The organism is Colwellia sp. KS18-150 (genome assembly GCF_057551365.1).
On the sequence record NZ_BAAJMC010000001.1, the window covers coordinates 693,656 to 718,295 of the forward strand.

The following is a 24,640-nucleotide window of genomic DNA, read 5'->3' on the forward strand; positions in this document are numbered from 1 at the left end:
GCCCACTAGGCCTTAACTAGCAATGGTAGTAATTGCTCAAATTGCTCTAAATGCCATTCCGGCTGATGAAGGCCAATATCTTCGCCGTAGTTATAACCATAGGTTAAACCTACACTTACCATATTTGCAGCCTTGGCGGCTAAAATATCATTTTTTGAATCGCCAATCATAATACATTGTTCAGCATCTACCTTGAGTTGTTGGCAGGCATGAGTAAGTGGCTGTGGGTGAGGCTTGCGCTCAGGCAAAGTGTCACCGCCAATAAGTAATTCAAAATAATTGCTGAGGCCTAAACCAGCAATTATCGGCTCAATAAATCTTTCTGGTTTATTGGTAATTATCGCCAAACGAAAATCAGCTGCCCTTAATTGGTCTAAGGTATATTTTACTCCCGGGTATAAAACTGATTGCTGACAAAGACAATTTTGGTAACAGGCCATGAAAATTGTTAACGCTTTGCTAGCTAATGCTGGATCGAGATTATCATCTATGGTTGATGAGCCACTTAATGCTCGCTCAATTAAGGTTTTTGCGCCATTACCTACCCAAGTACGAATTATATTTTGAGAAAATGTTGCTCGTTTTAGTTCGGTTAATGTTTGATTAACTGCTAAGGCAAGATCTGGCGCACTGTCAACTAAAGTGCCATCGAGATCGAATAATAAAACGTTTTTGTTTTTGGGAAGTATATTTTGAGAGAAGATATTTTCTTGAGACACAGCATTTTCCTGCAACGAAATGAAATAATAATAATTTGGGCTAATGTAGCATTTTTGGTGATTTTCGTCATTGCTTATGTAGACCTTTTTGTTGGCAGCTTTGCGGTAAAATGCTATAAAAGCACTGCTGGAGGTGTTTGTTATGAGACATGACAAAAAGCACTAAGCTTGTTAAGATTTATAGGTGGATTTTCAGTAAAATAGTATCAGTTTAGTCTTATGCTTCGCTAATGATAATCATCCTTCTATCAAGTTTGTTGTTTAATTCTGTTGTCTTTGCATTAATTCTTAATTAACTTCCTGTTTTTAAAGTTAATGTGATGTTTTTTACGTTAAGTCGCTGTATTTATGTTGTCTGTTATTCAAAATATACCCGGTAAGCTATTTCTTACTTTAAGTCTGTTAACTGGCTTCGTAAGTGCCTTTGTTAACCCAATAATGATTTACTTTTTAGTTGATGAGTTACACACAGAGCCACTATATATTGGTGTTTATACGGTATCGCTAACCATCTCTGGTTTGATCATTAGTCAATGGTTAGGCGCATTGGCGGATAAAGGTTTGAGTAGCCGAAAAATGTACTTATTGGCTACCACAGGTATGGTGCTAGCATTATTGGTCTATAGTCATACTCAGTCATTTATGATTGTTGTTTTAGCTGGTATTTCACTTATGGCTTTTGGCAATGCTGCGATGCCACAAATGTTAACCATTAGCCGGCAGTGGGCGGGTAACAACAAGGTTAATGTTGAAAGTTTTAATAGCCAAATTCGTGCTTGTATTTCGCTGGCGTGGATGATGGGACCACCACTTGGCTATATGTTGGTAAGTGCTTATGGTTTTGCTAGTTCATTTTTGGTGGCGGTATTTTTTGGCATTGTTAGCCTAATATTTGTTTTTTGTTTAGTGCCAGAGCAAAAAACAAATGTATTGAAAAGTCAGCAAGAGGTACAAGCTAAAGCTCCGTTATCGTTTTGGTTTTTAGCCTTAGCAGTAGTATTGGGCTCTACCTGCAACATTATTTATTCTTCGTCGTTACCTCTATATACGATTAATGAGCTGAACTTACCGAGTTATGTGCCTGGGTTATTGATGGGTATTGTTGCTGGTATTGAAATACCTGTGATGTTGTTTTCGAGTAAATTAAGTCAAAAAATTGCTAAAAAAACGCTGATGGTTATGGGGTTTGGTTTTGGGCTAGTTTTTTATCTTGGTATTTATCATGCGTCGGAGCTGTGGCAATTTATAATCTTGCAGTTACTTAATGCTGTTTTTTATGGTTTTTATGCTGGGCTTGGCCTAACGTTACTGCAAGAGCAATTACCGGCGCGCATAGGTTTTACTTCAGCGGTTTACTCAAACGGCATAAAAATAGGGCTAATGTTGGGCTCAACCGCTACCGGCATTATTGCACAATATTTTAACTTTCAGTCGGCTAACTTAGCTGCGGCGGCGGTTGCACTTTTGGCTATGCTGGCGATGTTAATGTTTAGTTATTTTAAGCGACAAGAGCAGCACAAGATAAAGCCAATTGATATGAGCAGGCCTTTATCGCCATTGAATTCATAACTCAGCAGCGCAGGCACATGTGCCACATTGCTGCTGCCATCATCAGGAGTATATTGTCTTGATGGCGAAGACTGCCGCTTTTCATGGACGAATATCGGCAGGCATTGACTGTAAACTCAAAATTGATGATATATATTTTCACTGAGTGGGTGACGTCGTCACCTCGACGCCAAGCAGGGGCGAAAACTCCAAACCTATCAATTTATTCTGTTTAACTGCCCACCTAATAATTCTTGTGTTTTTTGTGACTTTTGTAATTTTCAGTCTTTTTCTGTTGCTTTATCATAAGAAATAACAATATAACGCTATATTCACTTGTAGTTATGTAATTTAATTACCGTACTGTAATAAAATTACTTTTTAAAATTAATAATATTTGCTATAAATAGAGTAATTGTTCCAAATAATAGCTTAGGAGAATATTTTGGCTTCTTATTCCGACCCCGCATTACAGCAACGCGTTAGAGACTTAGGCGCTACTTTAGGTGAAACTATTGCCGCACAGTTAGGTGATGAATGGTTAAAACGTATAGAAGATATTCGTAAAGCCGGTCGTGCTTCAGCATTGGGAGAGTCTAATGCAACTGATAAATTAATAGCGCAATTTCAGACCTTAGATGATGATAGTTTGTTAACTGTTGCTCGTGCATTCAGCCAATTTCTAAACCTTGCCAATATTGCAGAGCAAGAATTTAATAGTGTTAACCAATTCTCTGATGTACTAAATGATTTGTTTGATAAATTATCTAATGAAAATGTTAGTGTTGAAAAAGTTCAGCAGGCAATAGAGAAACTTAATATAGATCTTGTGTTAACAGCACATCCAACGGAAGTTATTCGCCGTACTTTTATTCATAAATATGCGGAATTGACTGATTGTTTAAAAGCCTTAGATCAAGAACGACTTAACGATCGTCAACGTGAAAAGCTGAGTATACGAATTGCGGTTTTAATCACGCAAGCGTGGCATACGGATGAAATACGTTCAGCTAGACCTACACCTGTTGATGAAGCTAAGTGGGGCTTGGCGGTCATTGAAAATAGTTTATGGCAAGCGGTACCTGAGTTTGTTCGTGAGCTTAATGAACGCTTAGAGCATCAATTTTCATTCACATTACCGCTAGAGTGTGTGCCGGTACAATTTAATTCTTGGATGGGTGGTGACCGCGATGGTAACCCATTTGTTACAGCAAAAGTGACTCAAGAAGTTTTATGGTATGCAAGACACCGAGCAGCGAGCCTTTTCGTGAATGATATTGAAAAACTCAGTGCTGAGCTGTCAATGAACACCTGTAATGCTAAGGTAAGCGAACTAGTGGGTGATGACATTGAGCCATATCGCGCAATATTAACGCCATTGGTTGAAAAGTTAACAGCAAGTCAAGCAAGTTTAAATGCCAGTTTACAAAATTTAGAGCAAAACACTTCACCAATTGTAGTCAGTCAGCAAGAATTGATTGAGCCATTACAACTTTGCTACCAGTCATTAGTTGATTGTGGCATGGAAAATATTGCTAACGATCATTTATTAGATACCATTCGTCGCGCCCATTGTTTTGGTGTGCACTTATTAAAATTAGATGTTCGACAAGACTCAGAGCGCCATTCAAATGTAATCGCAGAATTAACCCGTTATTTAGGAATTGGTGATTACGACCAATGGACAGAAGCGGAAAAACAGGCGTTTTTATTGCGCGAATTAGCGTCAAAGCGTCCACTTATTCCTCAAAATTGGCAATGCTCTGATGAAGTGAAAGAAGTATTAGATACCTGTAAAACTATCGCTAAAAATAATGCTGATGCTTTTGGTATTTATATTATTTCTATGGCAAGCCAACCGTCAGATGTACTTGCAGTTAAGTTATTATTAGATGAAATGGGGGTTGAGTGGGCAATGCCTGTTGCGCCACTGTTTGAAACTTTAGACGATTTGAATAATGCTGAACAAGCGATGACTGAGTTATTTGATATTGAATGGTATCGTGGTCGCATTCAAGGTCAGCAACATGTGATGATTGGTTATTCTGATTCAGCCAAAGATGCCGGTGCCTTAGCTGCAGGTTGGGCTCAGTATGAATCGCAAGAAAAATTAGTATCCTTGTCTGAAGCTCATAATATTAAGTTAACCTTGTTTCACGGTCGTGGCGGTACGATAGGTCGTGGTGGCTTACCTGCGTATGAAGCGATTCGCTCTCAACCTCCGGGTTCATTAGACGGCGGTTTTAGAATAACTGAGCAGGGTGAAACCATACGTCATAAATTTGGTACCGCTGCCTTAGCAAACCAAAATTTAATGATTTACGCGAGTGCAATTTTAGAAGCGATCCTTATTCCTTCACCTAAACCGCAACAATTGTGGCGTGATGCAATTGCTGAAATGGCGGGTAATGGTCGTGATAACTACCGTGCTTTAGTGCGTGAAAACCCAGACTTTGTACCCTATTTTAGAATGGCTACACCGGAGCAAGAGTTAGGGAAGTTACCACTAGGTAGTCGACCTGCAAAACGTAAACCACAGGGTGGCGTTGAAAGCTTACGTGCTATTCCTTGGATTTTTTCTTGGGCGCAAACTCGCCTAGTTTTACCTTCCTGGTTGGGGGTTATGCCAGCGGTAGATGCTTTCTTAAAACAAGGTAATGAAAAAGTTATTGAAGAAATGCTAGCGCAATGGCCATTTTTCCGTTCACGTTTACTTATGTTGGATATGGTATTTAGTAAAGCTGATGCAGGCATTAGTGAGGCATTTGATAATAGATTAGTCTCTGAAGAGCTAAAACCGATTGGTAAACGATTACGTAGTGAATTAAAAGATAGTGAGAGTTTATTGTTAAGCTTGCTTGATCAAAAGGAAGTGATGGAGTCTGACCCAAGTGGTAAAGAGTCAATGCAAATTCGCTCAACTTATCTTGAGCCGCTGCATTATTTACAAATTGAGTTATTAAGTAGAATTAGAGCCGCTGAAGACGAAACAGAAGCGCCGTCTAATATCGAGCAAGCTATGATGGTAACCATTGGCGGTATTGCTATAGGTATGAGAAATACCGGTTAAATAACCTTGTATAACTAAAGCTGTTGAATACGGTATTATAATGATAAAAGCGACTGCTCAGTGAGCATGTCGCTTTTTTGTTTAAATCGACTAGATTACTTAGCGCTTACTTTTGCTACGAAGTTAACAATAGCTTCTTCAACGGCTACTTTTTTACCTGAATCAAGAAGGGCAGGTGCACCTTTAGGATAAAAATGCCCCATCCCCGGCACCCATGCAAACGTAAAATCAATCGCTTGTTGGTTGAAAAACTCAACTAAGCTACCAGCACTTGCCAGACCTCCAGCTAAATCATATTGTCCTAAAAATAATAACGTATCTGGGCGATGTTCTTTTGGATAGGGATTATCAAAGAGTTTTAAGCCGATAGGAGCAGCAGACAGCATAAAAATGCCAGCAACAGGCTCTTGAATTGCGTGAGCTACATTGAGTGAAGTGACAGCGCCTGCTGAAAAACCGCCTAAAATTATTTTACTAGTGTCTACTTTAAAGGTTTCACTATTTTGTTTAATAAAGCGCACAGCTAAATGTAAGTCCTCCGCAGCCGAGAGCACAGTGTCGGTTAAAATCTTTAAATCGTGCTCATTATTACTATCTAGCTTTTTTAGACCTAAACTTTCACGGATGACATCTACGCGATCCATCATTAACGATATACTTTGTTTATCAACTTGCTCTTTTTTATATCCTTCACCTTTTGCTATGGGTTGTTCCACACCCAAGCGGTAGTTTATGGCGAAGCAATTGTATCCCAATCCAGCAAATAAACGGCAATACTCCTCAGGTGAGGTGGTTATAGTGGCATCGACATTATAAGCCGTTCGCGGTGAGCCTATGTGAAATGAGCCACCGTGGGTATAAACAATTGTCGGTCGATTTTGACTGTTAGCATCTTTGGGAAAGTAGTAATCCATCCATAAATCTCGCGATGTCAATTCCCCTTTTTTTATTATTTTCCCTGTGCCGTAAGGAACATCCCTTTTGACAGATACATCAAAGGGCGGTGCCTTTGTAACCGTTGCAACTGACTGAAAGCTAAGTAAAACACATGATATTAAAACTGTTTTAAACAACATAAAGCACCTTGATTATCTAAATGATTAAGATTTTACTATATCCGCTAAATACCATGTTAGCGAGATACTACCTATTTGATAAGCATAATATTTTTTAGTATGAAAAAAAGGGGGGAAGACAATTCAGTTCAGATAAGTGTAAGTTCTTCAATTCATATATTAGTAATATAATCAACAATTTGTCCGGCGAGGTATGGCGGTGCGTCGCGCCTTGGCTGTTACCACCGTCATGATATAAAATAAAAGTTCAGCCTCAAACTGAACGATTAATAACCACGAATTTAGTAACTAACGGTGTATACCCCCATTAAGAGCATTTATGGTTTCTTTAAATAGCCAATCTTTGAATGCATTCATTCTTGGTAGTTCATCAACCTCAGGTCGATACACAACATAATAAGCTAAAGGCGAGTCAAACTTAATTTCAGGGAATAGTCTAATTAAACGCCCTGCTGCAAGATCATCTTTTACCATGACACTTCGGGCTAGAGCAATACCACTGCCATCTATTGCCGACTGTAATACTGCTGCCGAGTTATTAATTTGAATGTTATGAGCGGGTTTGGTTTTATTAACGCCTGCTCTTTTTAACCATTCAGGCCAGGTTGGAAAGCCAGTGAAATCATCTAGCGATAAATCATGAATAAGTGTTTCGCCTAGTAGTTCATCAGGGTGATTGAAACGACGTTTATTGCTCAAAAGTGTTGGTGAGCATACGGGATAAACTTCTTCTTCCATCAGTTTTTCTGCTCTTAAACCTGACCAATCGCCAAGTCCATATCGAACACCAATATCAACTTGCTGAATGGCAAAATCTATCGGCTTTAGGTTGGTGTCTAAACGAACATCAGTATCAGGGCAAATGTCTTGAAATCGGTTCAGTCGAGGCAATAACCATTTAGCCGCAAAGGCAGGGCTAACCGTGACGGTTAAAATGCCACTTACAGTACTTTCTTTTAAATGCTCTACACCCAGTATTAATTTGTCAAAGCCAGCTTGAATATCAGGTAGCGCTTTTTCTGCTGCTTGGGTTGGTATAAGGCGAACTTTACCACTTTTCATCCGATGAAATAACGAAATGTCGAGCCACTCTTCTAAAGTACGCACTAGCTGTCCAACAGCGGCAGGGGTGACATTTAGCTCTTCTGCGGCGGCAGAAAAACTATTGTGACGCGCACTGGCTTCAAACGCTCTTAGCGCGTTGAGGTGTATGGGCAATTTCATTTGATAAAGATTTTCTTTAGTGGTGACCTAGATTATCTCGTTTGTACACAAATGTAAAATCATCAAGAATACATCCTGTACCGATTAGCAGGCGATTCGCTGACCATGTCGGTGAGTGCCAAGAAAAATTCTGTTTTTATGTAAAGTTTTTCTTTATTAGATTGGACGATAGAGTTCGGTGCTTGGCAAACAAATATTAACAACTTCCGCGTTAATAAATAGGGTAATTACCGTAAAGGCGCGGCAAAACATAGAGAGATTAAATGATGAACAATCAGTTTGCAGGAAAAAAATTATTAGTTATTGGTGGCACTAGCGGTATGGGTTTTGAAACTGCACGCAAGATTCTTGCAGAGGGTGGTCAAGCAGTGATTGTAGGACACAACGCCGATAAAGCAGAATCAGCTCGAGAAGAGTTATCAAGGTTAGGCCTAGTTGAAACTCTTACTGCTGACTTAACCAGTGAAGCAGGTGTACAAGCGTTATTAACTACAATAGATGAGCAACATAGCGATGTTGATTTATTAGTAAATGCTGCTGGTGTATTTTTCCCGAAAGCGTTCTTAGAGCATGATGGTGCGGATTACGATCAGTACATGAAAATTAACCGCGCGTTCTTTTTCATTACCCAAAAAGTAGCTGCCAATTTAGTGGCTAACAAACGCGCTGGCGCCATTGTTAATGTTGGCTCTATGTGGGCTAAACAAGCAATTGCCGCTACGCCATCGTCTGCTTATTCCATGGCAAAAGCAGGGCTACATTCTTTAACGCAACACTTAGGTATGGAGTTAGCCGAACATAATATTCGTGTCAATGCGGTATCGCCAGCGGTAGTTAAAACACCAATCTATGAAGGTTTTATTCCTAAAGCAGAAGTGGATGAAGCGTTAAAAGGCTTTAATGACTTTCACCCGATTGGCCGTGTAGGAACACCAGAAGATGTAGCTAATACCATTGCATTTTTACTTTCTGACAAAGCAAGCTGGGTGACAGGGGCTGTTTGGGATATTGATGGTGGTGTAATGGCAGGTCGTAACTAATTAGCCATATTTATAACTGAGTGGGGTATATCAATGCAGGTAAATGCAAACTTTTCAGCGCTTACAGCCGTTAAAGCATCAAATTACCATTGGCTACCTTCAACTCAGCAAGGTGTCGATAGAGTTATGTTAGACCGGCTTGGTAAGGAGAAAGCAAGAGCAACTAGCGTGGTGCGATATGCGCCAGATGCTAACTTTCCAAGTCATGCTCATCCTGGTGGTGAGGAGATTTTAGTGCTTAGTGGTACTTTTTCAGATCAATCTGGTGATTACCCTAAAGGCTGGTATTTAAGAAATCCTCCGGGCACTTCGCATGCACCGTTTAGCCATGAAGGTAGTACTATTTTTGTAAAGCTTTGGCAGATGAAAAACCATGAAAACAAAACGGTACGTATTAATACCCATGATCCTAAGTCTTGGGTTACAGTGAATGGCCGACGAGTTTGTCATCTTTTTGAGGATCAATATGAAACGACCAGTTTGCAACAACTGGGTGCAGATGAAAGTATATTTACCGACTTTACCTCAAAAATTTCGGCGGAGCTGTTTATTGTTTCAGGTAGTATTTACCACCAAGGTAATGAATACCCCCAAGGTAGTTGGCTTCGTTTACCATGCACTGACAAGCAAAAGTTGCTAACGGGTGAACAGGGGGCAAAGGTGTATCTTAAGTTGGGTGAATTTCAAAATATTAGTCATGAGGGAGCGTCATGAATCATAAAAAAGTAGCCATTATTGGTGGTGGCCTAAGTGGCCTTTATGCCGCTTATTTATTAGAGAAAAATGGTGTTACTGATTATGTCTTGCTTGAAGCAAGAGATACCTTAGGCGGCCGGATCATGGACTTTTCTGTTAACACAAATTTGGCAGTTGACCATTTTGACCGTTTTGATTTAGGGCCAAGCTGGTATTGGCCAGAACTTCAACCGCAGCTGAGTGCACTAATATCCACATTGGGCTTAGAGACATTTGCCCAACATGAGCAAGGAAATATGGTTGTTGAACGCTCAGCCAATGAAGCGCCTGTTATTTCAAGAGGATATATGAGCTCTCCTACTTCGATGCGCTTAAAAGGGGGCATGGGCTCGCTTATTCGCGCGATCGGGTCGCAATTAAAAAATGAACATATTTACCTTTCAACACTTGTACAATCTATCTGTCATGAAGAGAAGTTGATAAAAGTTAGTTACCGAGGTGTTTCTCAAGGTACTGCACTAGATACTCCACTAGATAAGCAGCTAGGCACAGAACCCTCCGTGACGGTCGAGCATATTTTTTTAGCATTGCCACCACGTATTGCTGTCAATAACATTGAGTTTATTCCAGTATTACCAAGCGAGTTAGTCACTCAGTGGCAAAGTACAGCAACCTGGATGGCGCCTCACGCCAAATATGTAGCCGTATATGACAAACCATTTTGGCGCAAACAAGGTTTGTCTGGAAGTGCTCGTAGTTCACATGGTCCACTGATTGAAATCCATGATGCGTCAGTGCCTGACGGAAAAGCCGCATTATTTGGCTTTATAGGTGTACCTGCAAGTTATAGAAAAACACTTGATGAGCAAGAATTTAAACTGCATTGCCGGGCACAATTAACACGACTATTTGGCAATAAAGAGAGTATGCTAGAAACTGATATCATCAAAGATTGGGCTCAAGATCCTTTCACTGCGACAGCTGCTGATCTACAAGCAATAAATGAGCACGGCGCAGCACCTATTGTCGAAGTGAGTCATGGCGTTTGGCAGAACAAATTAACAGGTATTGGCAGTGAATGGTCAAATCAATTTCCCGGTTATATTGCTGGCGCAGTTGATGCTGCCACCTCGGGTGTCGATCAATATTTATCATCATTAACATATAAAAAAAGGAATAGTAATGCAACTTTTTGATTTGAACTTCTCCCTTAAACATCAATTTTGGCTCGGTTTATTTGCCCTCATGGTGTCAATATTAGCTTGGAGTGCTGAATTGTCTGGTTTGGTTTACGTTTGCCCCTATTGTCGGGTTCAACGAACGGTAATTGGCTTACTAGGAATAGTGTTAATGACCCCGCTAGCAAGAATAGGCGTAAGCCAATTTTTAGGTACGGTTGTTGGTTTTTTTGGCGCAGTAATAGCTGCAAATCAGCACTTTATGGGCTGGAAGAAAATATCAGCAGGTACCTTTAGTTTTAAAGAAAACTTGGCGATTGACCCTTTTATACTCTCTGGGTTTGCGCTGATTTTTATTATATTTCAACTCTTGTTATTACAAAGACAAAAAACGGCCACGTCAGGTACGTCGTCATAATTTACTATAGTTTGCTTTGGTTATTTATCGGCTTAGACAAAGCAAGAACTATAACTTTAGCTTAGTATTTTATAATCAGAAGTTTAGATTAGTTGCTGACTTATAGCGGCAATCTAACCTTTAAAAATCACCATTAATTGATCAAATAAATAAGTTTATTGTGTTAAATGTTTTTTAACGTTAGATTAGATACTGAACAAAAGTAGAGTGAATTCTCACCAGGTAACGAGATCTCATTATTATAATAAGCGGTTATAACCGACTATATTGCGTTGAATGTTAGTAACTTTATAAATATAAGAAAAGGGGAAAGTTGTATGGAAAAGGTTAAGAGTAAAAATGTAATTGAAAATGAAAACTTATTTAGAGCGTTGTTTTGTTCACCTGTTGCGCTTTTATTTTTGGTGTTAGCTGAGAATTCCTTAACGACCCCAGGTATTATGTTATTCAAGGTGATTATTGTATTGTTTGCATTGTATTTTACCCTTAGTGCGTTAGCGTATGCCGCTTTTTACACTAACGACTATTTCTATGAAAAAAATGGTGGTATGTAGTAGTTAAGTTTGAAAAAAGTAACACCGTCTAGTTATGCATAATAACAGCTATTTTAGCTCGCTAATGATTTAAAATTAATGAGCTAAAATTCTCGTCATTAGAGGTAATAACCTTTTAAAAAGGGGTAACTTCGCAAAATGTCCGTTCAAATTCTCCATTGTTAGTATACTTTGAAGTGCCATTTAAGGTGACGGATATAGGAGTTTTATCTTTACAAACAATACGTAACGGAACATTAGTTACACAGCCATAATCTTTCAAATAAGGAAACCGCTCTTCCACTTTACAAATAGAGCTTATATGTAGAAACTCTATAAAGTGTCTTCCTAAAACCTCGTCTCGTTGATAGCCTGTGATTTTGAGCCATGCAGGGCTAATATCAATTATAGAGCCGCTAAAATCTAAAGATTGAACCATAACATTGTCGCTATTAAGGTCCATACAGTGGTTTCTTGTGTGAATAAGCTCTTCTCTGGGTGTACTCATAAGCCTCTCAAAAATTAAATACTTTCGTTTGTAATATAATATTTATAGCTCAATAATTATTACTTAGGTATTTATTATACAAATTAGCTACACAGAAAAAAGAGTATTATTGGAATTTTAACCTATTCATTATAGTGACAGATTAGTCATTATTTTTTTATGTTAATTGAACACCGAATAGCAGAATTTAGTTTAGTTACTATATCTAAAGTCTTTATTTTACTTGTCATATGCTATGGTGGCTTGGTTAAATTTTGGCCTTTGGCCATGTAAATATCATCATAGGCTAAGCCCCCATTACCATAAGGTTTTTTCTTAGATCCTGTGTTCGTATTTGCAAAAAAGTAAATTATAGGAGCTTCACGTTTCATTCTAAAGTCAGCACCCTTATAAACTAAGGTTTGTGTAGCAAACTCCCCACCTTGAATATATACATCGTATGTTTGTCCTCCTTGACATGTTTTTGCATTATTAACGACATACCATATTTGATACCAAGTATTGATACTCAATGGCTTAGCGGATGTTTTTTCTTCATAATTATTAATGTTACTGTATTGTCGATATTTATCATTACTATCAACTTTGACCATTAAAGTTCCGTCATTTTTATAACCATTAGATTCATATTTGTCAGTGACACGCAAAGTAGGCTCAAATGCGTTATAACCTTGTTTTTTAATTTCTTCGGAGGTTAAATTACTAAGCCCAAAAGCATGGTTATTGGGAAATTTTTCAACGAGAATCCTAGTGTAAAAAGTATATAACTCATTGACTTTTACAGCTAAAGGTAGGGCTTTAAAGGTTAGCGCTTTTCTATTACCTACAATACCATCCTTAGCGGGTTTTTTGATTAAGTAGTTATTTGATCCATCTCTTATTACTTTTGTTACTTGTGGGTTTACTATGTAGGGAATAGTATTATTTTGTGTATCAGCTGTCTCCCAGCCTTGCAGCTTTTCACTTTCAAAATTGTCTATTAGAACCCACGTACTATTGGAGGTAGCTACAGAACATGAGCTTAATAAGTACGATAGTATTACGCAAAATAAGATTTTCAATATTGTTGTCCTTAATAGGGTGAAATTGATTAAAGCTTAATAACTAAGGTGCTGAGACACCATGTTTAGTCAAGTTAATGAATAATAATAGAATGTAAGCGTACATTACAGATTGCTATAAACTAACTTAATACTTCCTGATATAAAGCTTCTGAAGAAAAAAATGATGATCCAGTTTTATCTTTTTCTGCCTCTTTGATAAGTTGGACTATTTTATGGTTTATGGGCGTTTCAATATTATGTTTTTGGGCAAGTTTTACAATTTCACCATTGATGTAATCAATTTCTGTTTTGCGTTTTAGCGTCAAATCTTCATACATTGACGAGCGAGCTTGTGGGTCCATTTTTAACATTGAAGCGGCCACTAGCTTAAAAAGAAAGTTAGGCAAAGATAAAATAAAAGGTAAAACGGAAGGAATAACCTTGCCAGTTTTAACTGGTTGAATTCCCGCTGCCTTTAATACCGTCAGTGCTTCTTTAATGGCTAAAGCGAGTACTTTTCTATACTGCTTATCTTGCAACTGCTTTTTAAGTGGCACACCGGATAAAGCGTTGATAGCGTTATTAAGGTTCATCAATAACTTACTCCACTGTATACCTTGTAAATCAAAGTATTTATCAACGGGTAAATCGCAGTTATTTAACTCGGTAATTAATGACGCTGACGATGTGTCGCGATCTTCAATCGCTAGACTCCCTTCGGTGCCACAATGAAAATTCCCATCACCCTGATTAAGTACATTAAACGGTACCATGCCTTTTAATACGATATGGTGAGGTAAATATTCTTTTAAGGTATCAAGGTTTCTGACGCCATTTTGAAAACTAACAATTACCGCAGAAGGTTTTGCATACTCAGCAATGCTTTGTGCAACTTCTGCAGAGTCGCCACTTTTTACCGTCACTAATATGTAATCGGCTTTAGCAATATCAGCAATTGAAAGTGAAAAAACAACTTGCTCAGCATTTACATGGGAATTTCTGCCACGCCAGTCGGTAAGTGTTAAACCAAATTCTTGAATTTGCTGCTGAATTCGTGACCGACCTATTAAGGTAACTCGTGTTTGATGGCTCGCTAAACAACCTCCGAGATAGCAGCCGATACTACCTGCGCCAACGATTGCTATGGCAATATTTTTTTCACTTTCATGACTCATAAATGTTACCTATAACCTGCCGGTAAAGTTATTTTTCTATTGGATTCTACGTTAACTAATAACACTGTAGCAAGTTATCACCTTTGTTATTTATTGGGCAACTTATGTCAATGTAATCGTCGGTATTAGCTTATTAAAACTGTTGATTAACTAAGCACTAAACTTTGCCAGCCACCAATAAAAAAGCCACTTTATTAGGTGGCTTTTCTGAATAATATGCATTGTTTAAGTGTATAAAATGTGTAGATATCTCAAGGTTTGATAATTATTCCCTGCTCAGGTGGCATAGTGCCTTTACATACTTTGCTATAATAATCGGCCATGTTCTCCAGCCCAGTTACATGATTGAATGTAAGCCAATCGGCACTTTTTTGGGTGGTGTTAGACATATACTCGATTGATTTTTTCTCAAATTCTTTTGCCCCCCATTCTGAGATTCGTCGTTGAATATGACCTGGTGCAAAGAACATTTCACTCTTGGTATTAACCAGTGGTGATTCAGCTTGAGCTTCATCCCAATGCGTTAGTCCTACTTGAATACAATATTGTAAGTTACCGTTTAAGTGTTTCTCTATTGCCTTAAGTTGTTTAGCGTTACTTGCCATATCAACTATCACCGTTTTTTTACTGGCATCTAACTGTGATATGTCATCGTAAGTTAGTACTTGAGTGTACAAGTTTAAATCACTAACAAATGCTTTGTTTCTAGTGCTTGTCATCCCAACGATGTGTGAACATGTGTCATCTTGGTGAAGACCATACGCTAAACCAATACTGGTTTTACTCGATGCACTAATAATAATAACTTGTTGGGCATCAAAGTAGTTGTTGTCTTGCAGGTAATCCCATAAGCAATACGACGTTATATATAAGGGGAATAGCAACATTCGTTGATCATCAAAACGCTGATCGTAACTCGGCTCATTTGATACTCGTCGATAAACGTTGTAACCGGGCGCAAGAGAGGAGCGATGTTTACTACTGTCAATAAAGCGTTGAGAGCTTACTTGGCTTGCCGTCATCTTTAATAATGAGGCTGGTGGAAAATAACCAAACAATTTATCACCTACTGGTATGTTATCGCTATTGGATGATACGACCGTTGCAAAGCCCCAAACAGGTATTATGCCCCATTGATTATCGTCATTTTCAACCGCGGGGAAAAATTGCCAATAATTGAGTTTGTCGCCTAAAACTGCGTAGGTAATATTATTAGCTGTTAAAGAAAAACTATCCACAGTGACGATGATTTCGTTTTCAGCTAAAGGGCTTTCTAATGTTAAATTATGATGCTCAACTAACCTTGATTGAGTAAAATTAGTTTTGTTTACTTGAAATTCAAACATGCTCTACTTCCTTTTCTGCTGTAGTCGATTTATCTATCATTGCGATAAGCTTAGTGAGGTTTTGCATTGCTAATGGTGCGTTATTTCTTAATCGATCTAATATGGCTCTTTTGGGAGCATCATCTTGTGCTACATCAGCGACTAAGCGGCTAAACCCATCTAAGCGGTTGAAATACAACCATTGTTGAATACCTTTATCTTGCGACCATAAATATTGATTACGCATAAATGCAGCATTAGAAGTTAACCAATCAGTTGCTTTGTTCGGTAATGGTACAACCTGACTTAGCATATTTTTTTGTTGATCGTTATCATATGCAGCTTCAATATGAGCAATTAGCGCAGCACTAAAAACTGGTTGAATGATTCGAATGGGCTGTAAGGTTATTAATTTTTCTTGAAACACAGGGATCGTTTTTAATTCACCTAAGGCACTGGCAGAGCAATCTATAAATAAGGTGTTTTCTGGAATGTTTTCACTACCTTTTTCAAGTGTTATCAATTGACTAGAAAGTTCTTTAACATGACCTTTCCTAACGATATGCTTGATACTTCTTAGCAGCGTTAATTCGTCTTTAGATACCGTAGCACCGTGATACATTTGAGGTGTTATGTTAGGGTCTAGGCGTAATAATACGCCAGAGTTTTCAAGTTTTGTAAACAAATCATCAATAGAAGTTGCTGTTGCCATTGCTTCCATTTGTGAGGCTTGTGCGCCAATAGTATCAAAGAAGAACTCTTCTGTAGGTTGGGTATTTCGCCTGTCCATTAACCAAGCATCACGTGATACTACCCAAGAGATATGATCTGGTGATACATGATTTTCTAATAACCATAAGCAGGCATCAATGCCGGTTTTTCCACCACCAATTACCACGTATTGTTGATGTGCTTTTTCAATATTCGGTAAGTCGTTTAACGGGATGAAGTTCACATCGTCGGCTACTGAAAAGTTAGGAGTATGTGTTGATGGTACTGAGGTTTTTAAATATGTTGCATCCACGGTACGGGTATTAACGGTCACTTGATATTCTTGACCGTTCGTCATGGCAACAAATTGGTTATTACCAGTGTATTTACACATAGGGAAAAACCGAACTCGACCAGAAGTTAAAAAATGCTTTTTCATTACATCATCAAAATAGGCACTGATTTCTGCACCTGTAGCTAGTTCATTCAAGCCTTCATTTAAACCTATTTTGTCAATCCGGCCTTGACTTAACTCTTTTGAGCTTACGCCATAAAAGCTAGAGGGTTGGTGCAAGGTGACAAACGGATATGCTTTGTTCCAATGTCCACCTGCCATGTGATGCATATCTACAATTATGATATTGGCATCAGTTTCCGCTAAAAGAACATCGACAAATGCCATTCCCATGGCTCCTGAGCCAATGACCAAATAATCAGTTTGTAACTTTACTGTTTCCATAAAACCCTCTTGATTAAAGCATAACGCTGTTATAATAAACAATATAACAGTGTTATATTTTAATCAAGAACAAATATTTTAGTTATGTTAAATTAACTTTATAGATATTCTTAAAACGTAAGACCTTAATAGGCATGAAAAATACCAAAGAAAAGATTTTGCTCGCAGCATCACAGTTATTTTTACGCGGCGGATTAGCGGCATTAAGTGTACGGGCAATAGCACTAGAAGCGAATGTTTCGACGATTGGCATTTATAGCTATTTTAAGGGGAAGCAGGGGATTTTAGATGCTTTGTATATCGAAGGTTTTGAGCAAGTTAGGGTGGCAACCAATGTAACAATTGATCCAACAAAACCTAAGCTTGCTATTTTAGCAGCTACCCAAGGTTATGTGAAAACCGCTTTTGAATTTCAAGGACATTATCGACTAATATTTGGTGAAAGTGATTCTGGATATCAACCGTCTGATGAAGCTAAAAAGGTAGCTGAAATTGCTTTTATGAATATCATCAAGCTTATCAGTCACTTGTTACCTGATAGCGCGAGTCCAGAACAGCGACAAGAAGCAGCATTACAAGTATGGTCTATGGTGCATGGCTATGTAAGTTTGAAGCAACATGCCATTGCTGAAGTAATTGATCCTCTTCGTTGGGAAAAGTTAATTTTAGATGCTGTTAGTATTCATTTAGATGCACTAGAAAAGTTATATCACGAGTAGTACCGATTAGCCGTCAAATAGAGTGAACCAGATTAAAGTGGTGCTAGTTAACATGGCGGGCAATGCTTAATTTGATCACTCTCCTCTAAGTTAAAGTACGTTGGTTGGCGGGTTTACGTTACTTAAACAGTAAGGCTAAACATCAAACATCACGCTACTTCTGCCAGTAATTCCTTATCATCAACACACTGTTGAGAAAATCCCTCATATATGCGCTTAAATTCTTGGCTGAATTATAAGTCTCTTATGTAATCTACCCGTATAACGTCATCTGACATTCATAGCTTTTGCAATCAATATTGCGACACTAGTTAACGGCATAAAATTTATGCCGTTAACCTTATCGTTGTAAATTCATTATTTCACCTGTTGATACAAATAGGCATGTCTTAGAGATTATATCGCCTAGTTAGGTTCTTTTTTGAGAGTTATAGTGCACATTACGAAAAGTGATTAACGCATGAATAATCTAAACGATGCTGGAATATGAGTGTTCAATTCACTCACCTTCTCAGCAATTGAACAAGTAAAGTTGGAGTTTAAGCAATGACTATCAAAAATCAATTTGGTCCTAAGGGCTGGACACCTGAGTTATTAGGATCTCTTGAAGGTAAAACTTACGTTATTACCGGCGCTAACACAGGTGCAGGATTTCAGGCAACACGTATCCTGCTTGCCAAAGGGGCGAAAGTGGTCATGTTAAATCGAAATCCCAGTAAATCTGCAGTCGCGATTGTTGAACTCAAGCAAGAGTTTGGCAATAACGTTGATGTCAGCTTCGTGAAGATGGATCTTGCCGAACTTGATTCTGTGCGCAAAAGCGCGGCAGAGCTATTGGAAAAGACTCCGCAGATTGATGCACTTATATGTAACGGCGCTATCGCACAGATTGCCAAACAGGAGTTTACTGTGGATGGTTTTGAAAGCCAGCTAGGCGTGAATCATTATGGCCATTTCCTATTGTGCGGTCTATTGTTTGATCGCATAGAAGAGTCAAAAGGTCGTATCGTAGTGGTCTCTAGCGAAGGTCATAAAATGGGCATTAGAACGATGCAGTTTGACGATATGAACTGGGATAAAAATTATCATCCAAACAAGGTTTACAGCCAAAGTAAGCTGGCTCAAATGATGTTCGCCTACGAATTACAAAATAAAGTCAAAGTAGCAAATAAAAATGTCAAAGTTTATGTTTGCCACCCCGGCGCTTCCAATACTTCACTTATTCGTGAAAGTGCCAGTTTAGCCACAAGACTTAGTTGGGCGTTCATGGTGAAGATCGGGCTTGCTCAAACGGCTGAAAAAGGTGCTTATCCTGAAGTAATGTGTGCCACAGAAAATAACCTTAAAGAGCGTGCTTATTATGGCCCAACAGGCATGATGAATTTTGGTGGCCCGGTTAGAGAAAGTAAACTTGAATCATTCGTTTTGGATAAAGGTGTTCTTACAAAATTGTGGGCTCTTTCAGAAAAGCAAACATCCCTCAGCTGGTCATGGTAATTAGGCCAAGCAATGGAGAGAAGCCGTTACTCTTTTTTATAAACAAGGCAATGAAATGAAAAAATTAATTTTATCAATAGGTATTTTTATGTTACTTCCCACCATGTCTTCAGCTAATGACATAAATAAAGCGTTAAATACTTTAGAAGGTACTGTTCAAGATATGGAAGGAAATACCTATCGTACCGTAAAAGTTGGCAAGCAAGTTTGGCTTGCAGAAAACCTTAGAAGTACAAGGTTTCAAAATGGATCAAAAATAAATACAGCGTATATTCCAAATGATGATGAAGAAAACCTTTTAAAATATGGTCGTTTATATGATTGGTATGATGTAACAGATGAAAGAGACATTTGCCCTGTTGGTTGGCGAGTAGCTTCAGATGACGACTGGAAAGAATTGGAAAAAACTATTGGCATGCCTGAGGATGAGCTAGATAAGAAAGGATGGCGAGGTAATAATGATTTAGCCATCACACTTAAAGAATCTCAGCCGGATACAAGCTTTAAAAAATTCGAGCAGTCACAAGTTAATAAATATAATTTCTTTGCCAGGCCTGCTGGAATAAAGTGGGGTAGCTGGTATATAACACAGGGCATGTATAGCGAGTTTTGGACAAGTAGTGAGGCAACTGAAAATGATGCCTATAACAGAACTCTAGCCTACTCGTGGTGGAATTTTCATAAAGGTGAAATATATCGAACTAGGTTATCAAAAAAATACATGTTTTCAGTTAGGTGTATAAAAAACTAGAGAAAGCTAGGCTCTTAAATTTTAATTGAGCATTGTGATCTATGCAGGGGTGATTTTTACTAATTTATTACATGTTTTAAATATACTTTCTCACTTAACAATACAGTTTGAATTTAGGGAATTGTATTTTTCGTTAATATTAAAGACAAACTACTTCTAAGAAAACTAGCTGAGGCTTTGTCATTTAGCTACAAATTAAGGTAGAGTAATTTTTTTATGCTACTTGAGAAGTTACTTATGTCTACCATGCGTTTATTTATTTACGATCACTGTCCGTATTGTGTAAAGGCACGTATGCCTTTTGGTATGAAAAATGTGCCTGTCGAGTTAGTTGTGTTAGCGAATGACGATGAAGCTACTCCAATTTCTATGATTGGCATAAAAGCCTGTCCTATTTTACAAAAAACTGATGGCAGTTTTATGGCTGAAAGCATGGATATTGTCGAATATATTGACCAACTTGATGACTCGCCAATATTTGCACCTTCTGCAAACCGCGAAGAATTAACCTTATGGTTTGAACAGGTCAATCTGTTATTTAAAAAGCTCTTATATCCACGCTGGGTAAACTCACCGGTAGGCGAGTTTCAAACACAAAGTGCTATCGATTATTTTACTAATAAGAAAAGCAAAGAGTTTGGCTCTTTTTCAGCCGCATTTGATAATAGTGAAGCACTCATTAAAGAGTTAGAAGCGGCCTTAAAGCAATTAGCGCCAATGCTATATAGTGACACTCAAGTGAATGAGCAGTTATCAATAGATGATGTTGATTTATTTGGTCGATTACGGGCAATTACGCTGATCAAAAATTTGACCATTCCTGATAAAATTAGTACCTACATCGAACATTATTCTACGGCTGGTAATATTCCAACCTTCTATGACGTTGCTCAGTAGATAACCTGACAAGCTTTAAAAGATAGTCATCTAGCCTATTGAACCGCGATACATTGGTGACAAATAGGTTGCATGACTAATATAAGTAAGCATGTCATCATAACATTGCATATTTAAATCATAGTTTAAAAATACCTATATATTTCAAAGATATTTAGTAAAAGCACTTTAACGCTTTACGAGCGGTTGAAAGAAAAACCAAAGAAACTGGTCATATTAATTACAAATTAAGCAAAGTAATTTTAATAATAATATGAATAGTAATACTTTGAATATTGGAACATCTCCAACAGCTTGGACGGTATATTGGCAAGCAAATAATTTAGAAAGTTTTATCGCTAATAATAAAGAATCTGATTCAAACGTATTTTCATGCGTTTGGCGTGACTTTCTAAAGCCTCTCCCTACGGACGCTAAAATTCTAGATTTGGCAACGGGTAATGGGGCTGTACCTTTAAAGCTATTAACTATAAATAGTCAACTAAATATCACAGGTGTAGATCAAGCCAATATATCGCCAGTTGATTATCTACCTTCTGAAAAACATTTGCGTAAAGTACACTTTATCGGTAACACCGATATTTGTCGTTTACCTTTTGATGATAATCATTTTGATGGCGTAACTAGTCAGTTTGGTTTTGAGTATGCGAATAAAGATAATGCTGCCTCAGAGTTTTTGCGGGTATTAAAGCCTGATCATTTCTTTCAGTTAATTGTACATAATGCTAACAGTGATGTTGTTCAGCCTGCCAAAAAGACACTCAATGAATTAACTTTAGTACTAGCAGAGCAGGGGCTTGTTTCAAAATTATTAGCACTGGTTAAAAATCAAATGCTTGCTACTGAACTAGAGACTTTTTATAAGAGTTTTCTTACTAAACATAAAGGGGATTTATCTGAACGTATTAGCGGTAGGATCTTTCAATTTGCTGAACAAGTATTGAACCAGATTGAAAAAGGCTACGCTAAATCTTCTTTTATAGATTCAACTAAAAGTTTAGCTAACCGGATAAATGCTGAGCATGAAAGGCTTAGGCAATTAACAACTGTCGCCTTATCAAAAGAGCAAGCGGAATCCTTGTGCCAACAGTTTAAGCCTCTTTGCTCAACGGTTAACCTAGAGCCTGTGCTAATAAAGGATTCTTTATATGAACCTATCATTGCATGGTCAATATCTGGTGTGAAGTCGACTATGAATTAAAGTAAGTCCATTAATGGTTATCTCAATTAGGCGGCAATAGGCTTGTTTAGTACAGTAAGATACTGATTAATAAGTATCTTATCAGGAGGTTTTGTCTTTACTGATTATTATGTACACCAATAAAATAATGAAGCACTAGTTGATAAAAACGTATTACATGAGCAGGCTTATTATTTTTGTATCGATGTAAAAAGTAAAAGTGCCACTCTCGCCCTGTGAAATTAGGTAGTACTTGGCGTAAATTGCCACGACTTATTTCAGGTAAGGCAATAAACTCAGGAATTAAACTAACGCCTAAGCCAGCCAATGTCATATCCACCAAAGTATTAAGGCTATTGGTGTGAGCATAATGAGTAACTTTTAACTTGTTACTTATATTCAGGTTTTTATCCACATAACTAATATTTTTAGACTGCCACGGGGTGGCAATGTATTTATGCTGTGCAATCTCTTTAATCTCTATAGGCGCTCCTGTTTGTTCAAGATAATGAGGAGAGGCACAAAAAATATCACGGACTTTACCAATTGATTGAGCTTTGTAATCAGAGTCTTTTAAATCACCACCAAATATCGCCACATCCAATTGATTTTCTATTAAATCTTGCCATTGACCGGTAATGACTATTTCGGGCTGGATTAAAGGAAACTCTAAGCATAATTGTTTAAGTACCGGCACAATAATTTGTCGTTCAAAAAAGGGTGGTATAGAAATTTTAAAGCGGCCACTTGGTTGATTTTTGTGTTGATTAATATCCTGTATTGCATTGGCTAATTGTTCACTTAAAAGCTCTGAGCGCGCTAGTAAAGATTCGCCTGTTTGGGTTAGTACTACACCTCGAGTATTTCGAGCTAATAGCTGCGTACCTAATTCATTTTCAAGACGTTTCACTTGCTGGCTAATGGCTGATTTACTCATAGCAAGTTTTTTAGCTGCCCCTGTGAAGGATCTTTCTTTAGCAACTTCAGCAAAAGTAAGCAGTAAAGGTGCTAATTTTATTGTGTTCATATTTTTAAACAGTGTTTCTATTTATGGTTTGTTGTTTAAAAATATAGATAGGCTTATGATTTGTCAACTTTCAAAAATGGAGAATAAAATGAGTAGTTACATCATAGTTGAGTCAAATATTTTAGACACAGAAAAACTTAAACAATACGGTCAACTTGCTGCGCCTACTGTAGCTAAATATGGTGGTGAATTTCTGGTAAAAGGTAAAGTTAATGCCTTGCATGGTCAGAGTCAATTCAGTAATAAAGCGGTAATAAAATTTCCAGACCAAACAAGCGCTGAAAACTGGTATAAAAGTGACGAGTATCAATCACTAACTGCCATGCGCAATGAAGCGATGGCTAGCCAGTTTCACTTAGTTGAAGCGATTTAACCTCAAATGCGTTGGTTTATCATATCTATATCACTCGCCAACGCATATTTAGCTTGAATTTCTTTGACGATATAAGTTTCCGCTAAAAGGATTTTTGATACACTGTTCAGGTGATTTTAGTGATTTTAGGAATGGTATTTTGTCAGAGTTTAATGTGTATTTACTGCGCCATGGTGAGCTTATGCAAGCAGGGATTCTTTGTGGGCGCACCGATATTGCATTATCTGAAAAAGGTAAACAACAGCTGATTGACGCCACTAAAACCTTGCCTAACATCTCACAATGTTACAGTTCACCGCTAATCCGTTGTCGAGCGTTTGCACAAGAATATTGTCACCAAACCAACTTATCACTCAAAGTCTCGACACAGCTACAGGAAATGGACTTTGGTGATTGGGATGGTATGAGTTATCAAGCGTTATGGCAAACAAAATCGAGTTTGAATGACACCGAGCCAACACTCGGTAAATTTTGGCAAAATCCATGGCAATACCAGCCTCCTAATGGTGAAGCCATTGATGATTTTATTCAGCGTGTTGATGATTTTTGGCAACGTTTATTAGCGCAATATAAACAACAAAAAGCTGAAGAAAGTAACCCACAAAATACTTTAGTGATCAGTCATGGTGGAGTTATTCGCTATATTTTGGCAAAAGTGTTGGCGCTACCCATTCCTGGGACAATTCATATGACTAATATTGATGTGCCATACGGGGCATTAATTCATATTCAAATAGTGATTGATGATGAAGGGAATGCTTGGCCGAAATTAAAGCTTTAGCTTGATAGTCATTGTTAGTTTTCAAGTGCTTAATATGTTTTTTCGCAATAACAGAGTTAAAAATAAACCTTGCTATTTTGCCCTATCAGTCGATAATCGCGCCACTAATTAAATAATGTCATAGTCAATTTCACTTGTTATTCTTTATGCAATAAGTCATAAACAATCAATAAAGTGAGGCTGGGAATGTGGTGTAAATCCACAACTGTACCCGCAACTGTAAACAGAGCGATATGTTAACCACTAAGTTATCTTGGGAAGGGACATATCTAGACGCTGTAAGTCAGGATACCAGGTGAATTATGTACATTGATTACTACGTCGAGCGGGTTACTCGAGCATTAGCTATATTGTTTCTTTTCTATCCTTGCATAGTGCATGGATGAATAGCGATTTGCGCTCCAGTTCCTAA

23 protein-coding genes and 1 riboswitch are annotated in these 24,640 nt (G+C 37.9%); of the genes, 14 read left to right on the forward strand and 9 right to left on the reverse strand.

All coding sequences use genetic code 11. The features are described 5' to 3' along the window. Positions 1 to 5: 5 nt before the first annotated feature. Positions 6 to 719: a phosphoglycolate phosphatase gene (locus AC27IF_RS03225; protein WP_487052125.1), complete on the reverse strand. Its 714-nt coding sequence runs from the start codon at positions 717 to 719 to the stop codon at positions 6 to 8. 348 nt (positions 720 to 1,067) lie between these two features. On the opposite strand from AC27IF_RS03225, the gene AC27IF_RS03230 reads away from it, so the two are divergent. Together AC27IF_RS03230 and ppc are read left to right on the forward strand one after the other, a co-directional pair. After that, on the forward strand, positions 1,068 to 2,288 hold the full coding sequence (locus tag AC27IF_RS03230; protein WP_487052126.1) for a sugar efflux transporter: 1,221 nt from the start codon (positions 1,068 to 1,070) through the stop codon (positions 2,286 to 2,288). A 424-nt stretch (positions 2,289 to 2,712) separates the two neighbouring features. Then, positions 2,713 to 5,337, forward strand: coding sequence for a phosphoenolpyruvate carboxylase (ppc, locus tag AC27IF_RS03235; RefSeq protein ID WP_487052128.1), 2,625 nt, complete (start codon positions 2,713 to 2,715; stop codon positions 5,335 to 5,337). Between the two features lie 95 nt (positions 5,338 to 5,432). Here the strand turns inward: ppc and AC27IF_RS03240 are convergent, their stop codons facing one another. Next, complete coding sequence (locus tag AC27IF_RS03240; protein ID WP_487052130.1) at positions 5,433 to 6,413, reverse strand: alpha/beta hydrolase; 981 nt, start codon at positions 6,411 to 6,413, stop codon at positions 5,433 to 5,435. A 288-nt stretch (positions 6,414 to 6,701) separates the two neighbouring features. Beyond that, entirely contained in the window at positions 6,702 to 7,637 is a 936-nt protein-coding gene (gene gcvA, locus AC27IF_RS03245; protein WP_487052132.1) for a transcriptional regulator GcvA, read from the reverse strand. Between the two features lie 263 nt (positions 7,638 to 7,900). On the opposite strand from gcvA, the gene AC27IF_RS03250 reads away from it, so the two are divergent. From AC27IF_RS03250 to AC27IF_RS03270, 5 genes are all read left to right on the forward strand, one after another. Then, positions 7,901 to 8,677, forward strand: a complete 777-nt coding sequence (locus AC27IF_RS03250) for an SDR family NAD(P)-dependent oxidoreductase (RefSeq protein ID WP_487052134.1) — start codon at positions 7,901 to 7,903, stop codon at positions 8,675 to 8,677. 33 nt (positions 8,678 to 8,710) lie between these two features. Continuing rightward, positions 8,711 to 9,391, forward strand: a complete 681-nt coding sequence (locus AC27IF_RS03255) for a cupin domain-containing protein (protein WP_487052136.1) — start codon at positions 8,711 to 8,713, stop codon at positions 9,389 to 9,391. Beyond that, positions 9,388 to 10,569 (forward strand): flavin monoamine oxidase family protein, encoded by a 1,182-nt coding sequence (locus AC27IF_RS03260; protein WP_487052138.1) that lies wholly within the window; start codon positions 9,388 to 9,390, stop codon positions 10,567 to 10,569. Before AC27IF_RS03255 ends, AC27IF_RS03260 begins: the two co-directional genes overlap by 4 nt. After that, positions 10,556 to 10,969, forward strand: a complete 414-nt coding sequence (locus tag AC27IF_RS03265; protein ID WP_487052140.1) for a hypothetical protein — start codon at positions 10,556 to 10,558, stop codon at positions 10,967 to 10,969. The genes AC27IF_RS03260 and AC27IF_RS03265 overlap by 14 nt, the downstream gene beginning before the upstream one ends. Positions 10,970 to 11,286: 317 nt before the next feature. Then, positions 11,287 to 11,523 carry a hypothetical protein gene (locus AC27IF_RS03270; RefSeq protein WP_487052142.1) on the forward strand — a complete coding sequence of 79 codons (237 nt, stop codon included), beginning with the start codon at positions 11,287 to 11,289 and terminating at the stop codon, positions 11,521 to 11,523. A gap of 115 nt (positions 11,524 to 11,638) precedes the next feature. Here the strand turns inward: AC27IF_RS03270 and AC27IF_RS03275 are convergent, their stop codons facing one another. The 5 genes from AC27IF_RS03275 to AC27IF_RS03295 form a co-directional block, all read right to left on the reverse strand. After that, on the reverse strand, positions 11,639 to 12,010 hold the full coding sequence (locus AC27IF_RS03275) for a PAS domain-containing protein (RefSeq protein WP_487052144.1): 372 nt from the start codon (positions 12,008 to 12,010) through the stop codon (positions 11,639 to 11,641). 233 nt (positions 12,011 to 12,243) lie between these two features. Further along, positions 12,244 to 13,071, reverse strand: coding sequence for a hypothetical protein (locus AC27IF_RS03280; protein ID WP_487052146.1), 828 nt, complete (start codon positions 13,069 to 13,071; stop codon positions 12,244 to 12,246). Between the two features lie 122 nt (positions 13,072 to 13,193). Then, the gene (locus tag AC27IF_RS03285) at positions 13,194 to 14,228 is read right to left on the reverse strand and encodes a 2-dehydropantoate 2-reductase (protein WP_487052148.1); all 1,035 of its coding nucleotides are present in this window, start codon (positions 14,226 to 14,228) and stop codon (positions 13,194 to 13,196) included. Positions 14,229 to 14,479: 251 nt separating this feature from the next. Continuing rightward, on the reverse strand, positions 14,480 to 15,574 hold the full coding sequence (locus tag AC27IF_RS03290; RefSeq protein ID WP_487052150.1) for a DUF2855 family protein: 1,095 nt from the start codon (positions 15,572 to 15,574) through the stop codon (positions 14,480 to 14,482). Beyond that, a complete protein-coding gene (locus AC27IF_RS03295; RefSeq protein ID WP_487052152.1) occupies positions 15,567 to 17,003 on the reverse strand; it encodes an NAD(P)/FAD-dependent oxidoreductase in 1,437 nt (478 codons plus the stop codon). The genes AC27IF_RS03290 and AC27IF_RS03295 overlap by 8 nt, the downstream gene beginning before the upstream one ends. 134 nt (positions 17,004 to 17,137) lie before the next feature. Here AC27IF_RS03295 and AC27IF_RS03300 point away from each other — a divergent pair, with 134 nt between their 5' ends. The 5 genes from AC27IF_RS03300 (at position 17,138) to AC27IF_RS03320 (ending at position 22,068) form a co-directional block, all read left to right on the forward strand. Further along, entirely contained in the window at positions 17,138 to 17,722 is a 585-nt protein-coding gene (locus AC27IF_RS03300) for a TetR/AcrR family transcriptional regulator (protein ID WP_487052154.1), read from the forward strand. 546 nt (positions 17,723 to 18,268) lie between these two features. After that, positions 18,269 to 19,219: an SDR family oxidoreductase gene (locus tag AC27IF_RS03305; protein ID WP_487052156.1), complete on the forward strand. Its 951-nt coding sequence runs from the start codon at positions 18,269 to 18,271 to the stop codon at positions 19,217 to 19,219. Positions 19,220 to 19,322: 103 nt separating this feature from the next. Continuing rightward, complete coding sequence (locus AC27IF_RS03310) at positions 19,323 to 19,970, forward strand: fibrobacter succinogenes major paralogous domain-containing protein (RefSeq protein ID WP_487052223.1); 648 nt, start codon at positions 19,323 to 19,325, stop codon at positions 19,968 to 19,970. Between the two features lie 237 nt (positions 19,971 to 20,207). Further along, positions 20,208 to 20,867: a glutaredoxin 2 gene (gene grxB, locus AC27IF_RS03315; protein WP_487052158.1), complete on the forward strand. Its 660-nt coding sequence runs from the start codon at positions 20,208 to 20,210 to the stop codon at positions 20,865 to 20,867. A gap of 253 nt (positions 20,868 to 21,120) precedes the next feature. Then, the gene (locus AC27IF_RS03320) at positions 21,121 to 22,068 is read left to right on the forward strand and encodes a class I SAM-dependent methyltransferase (protein ID WP_487052160.1); all 948 of its coding nucleotides are present in this window, start codon (positions 21,121 to 21,123) and stop codon (positions 22,066 to 22,068) included. A gap of 97 nt (positions 22,069 to 22,165) precedes the next feature. Here AC27IF_RS03320 and AC27IF_RS03325 read toward each other — a convergent pair whose 3' ends face one another. Further along, the gene (locus AC27IF_RS03325) at positions 22,166 to 23,074 is read right to left on the reverse strand and encodes a LysR family transcriptional regulator (RefSeq protein ID WP_487052162.1); all 909 of its coding nucleotides are present in this window, start codon (positions 23,072 to 23,074) and stop codon (positions 22,166 to 22,168) included. 88 nt (positions 23,075 to 23,162) lie between these two features. Here AC27IF_RS03325 and AC27IF_RS03330 point away from each other — a divergent pair, with 88 nt between their 5' ends. Both AC27IF_RS03330 and AC27IF_RS03335 read left to right on the forward strand, forming a co-directional pair. Then, positions 23,163 to 23,447, forward strand: a complete 285-nt coding sequence (locus tag AC27IF_RS03330; RefSeq protein ID WP_487052164.1) for a DUF1330 domain-containing protein — start codon at positions 23,163 to 23,165, stop codon at positions 23,445 to 23,447. A gap of 139 nt (positions 23,448 to 23,586) precedes the next feature. Then, the gene (locus AC27IF_RS03335; RefSeq protein ID WP_487052166.1) at positions 23,587 to 24,228 is read left to right on the forward strand and encodes a histidine phosphatase family protein; all 642 of its coding nucleotides are present in this window, start codon (positions 23,587 to 23,589) and stop codon (positions 24,226 to 24,228) included. 121 nt (positions 24,229 to 24,349) lie between these two features. Next, positions 24,350 to 24,542, forward strand: a riboswitch (cobalamin riboswitch). Positions 24,543 to 24,640: the final 98 nt, after the last annotated feature.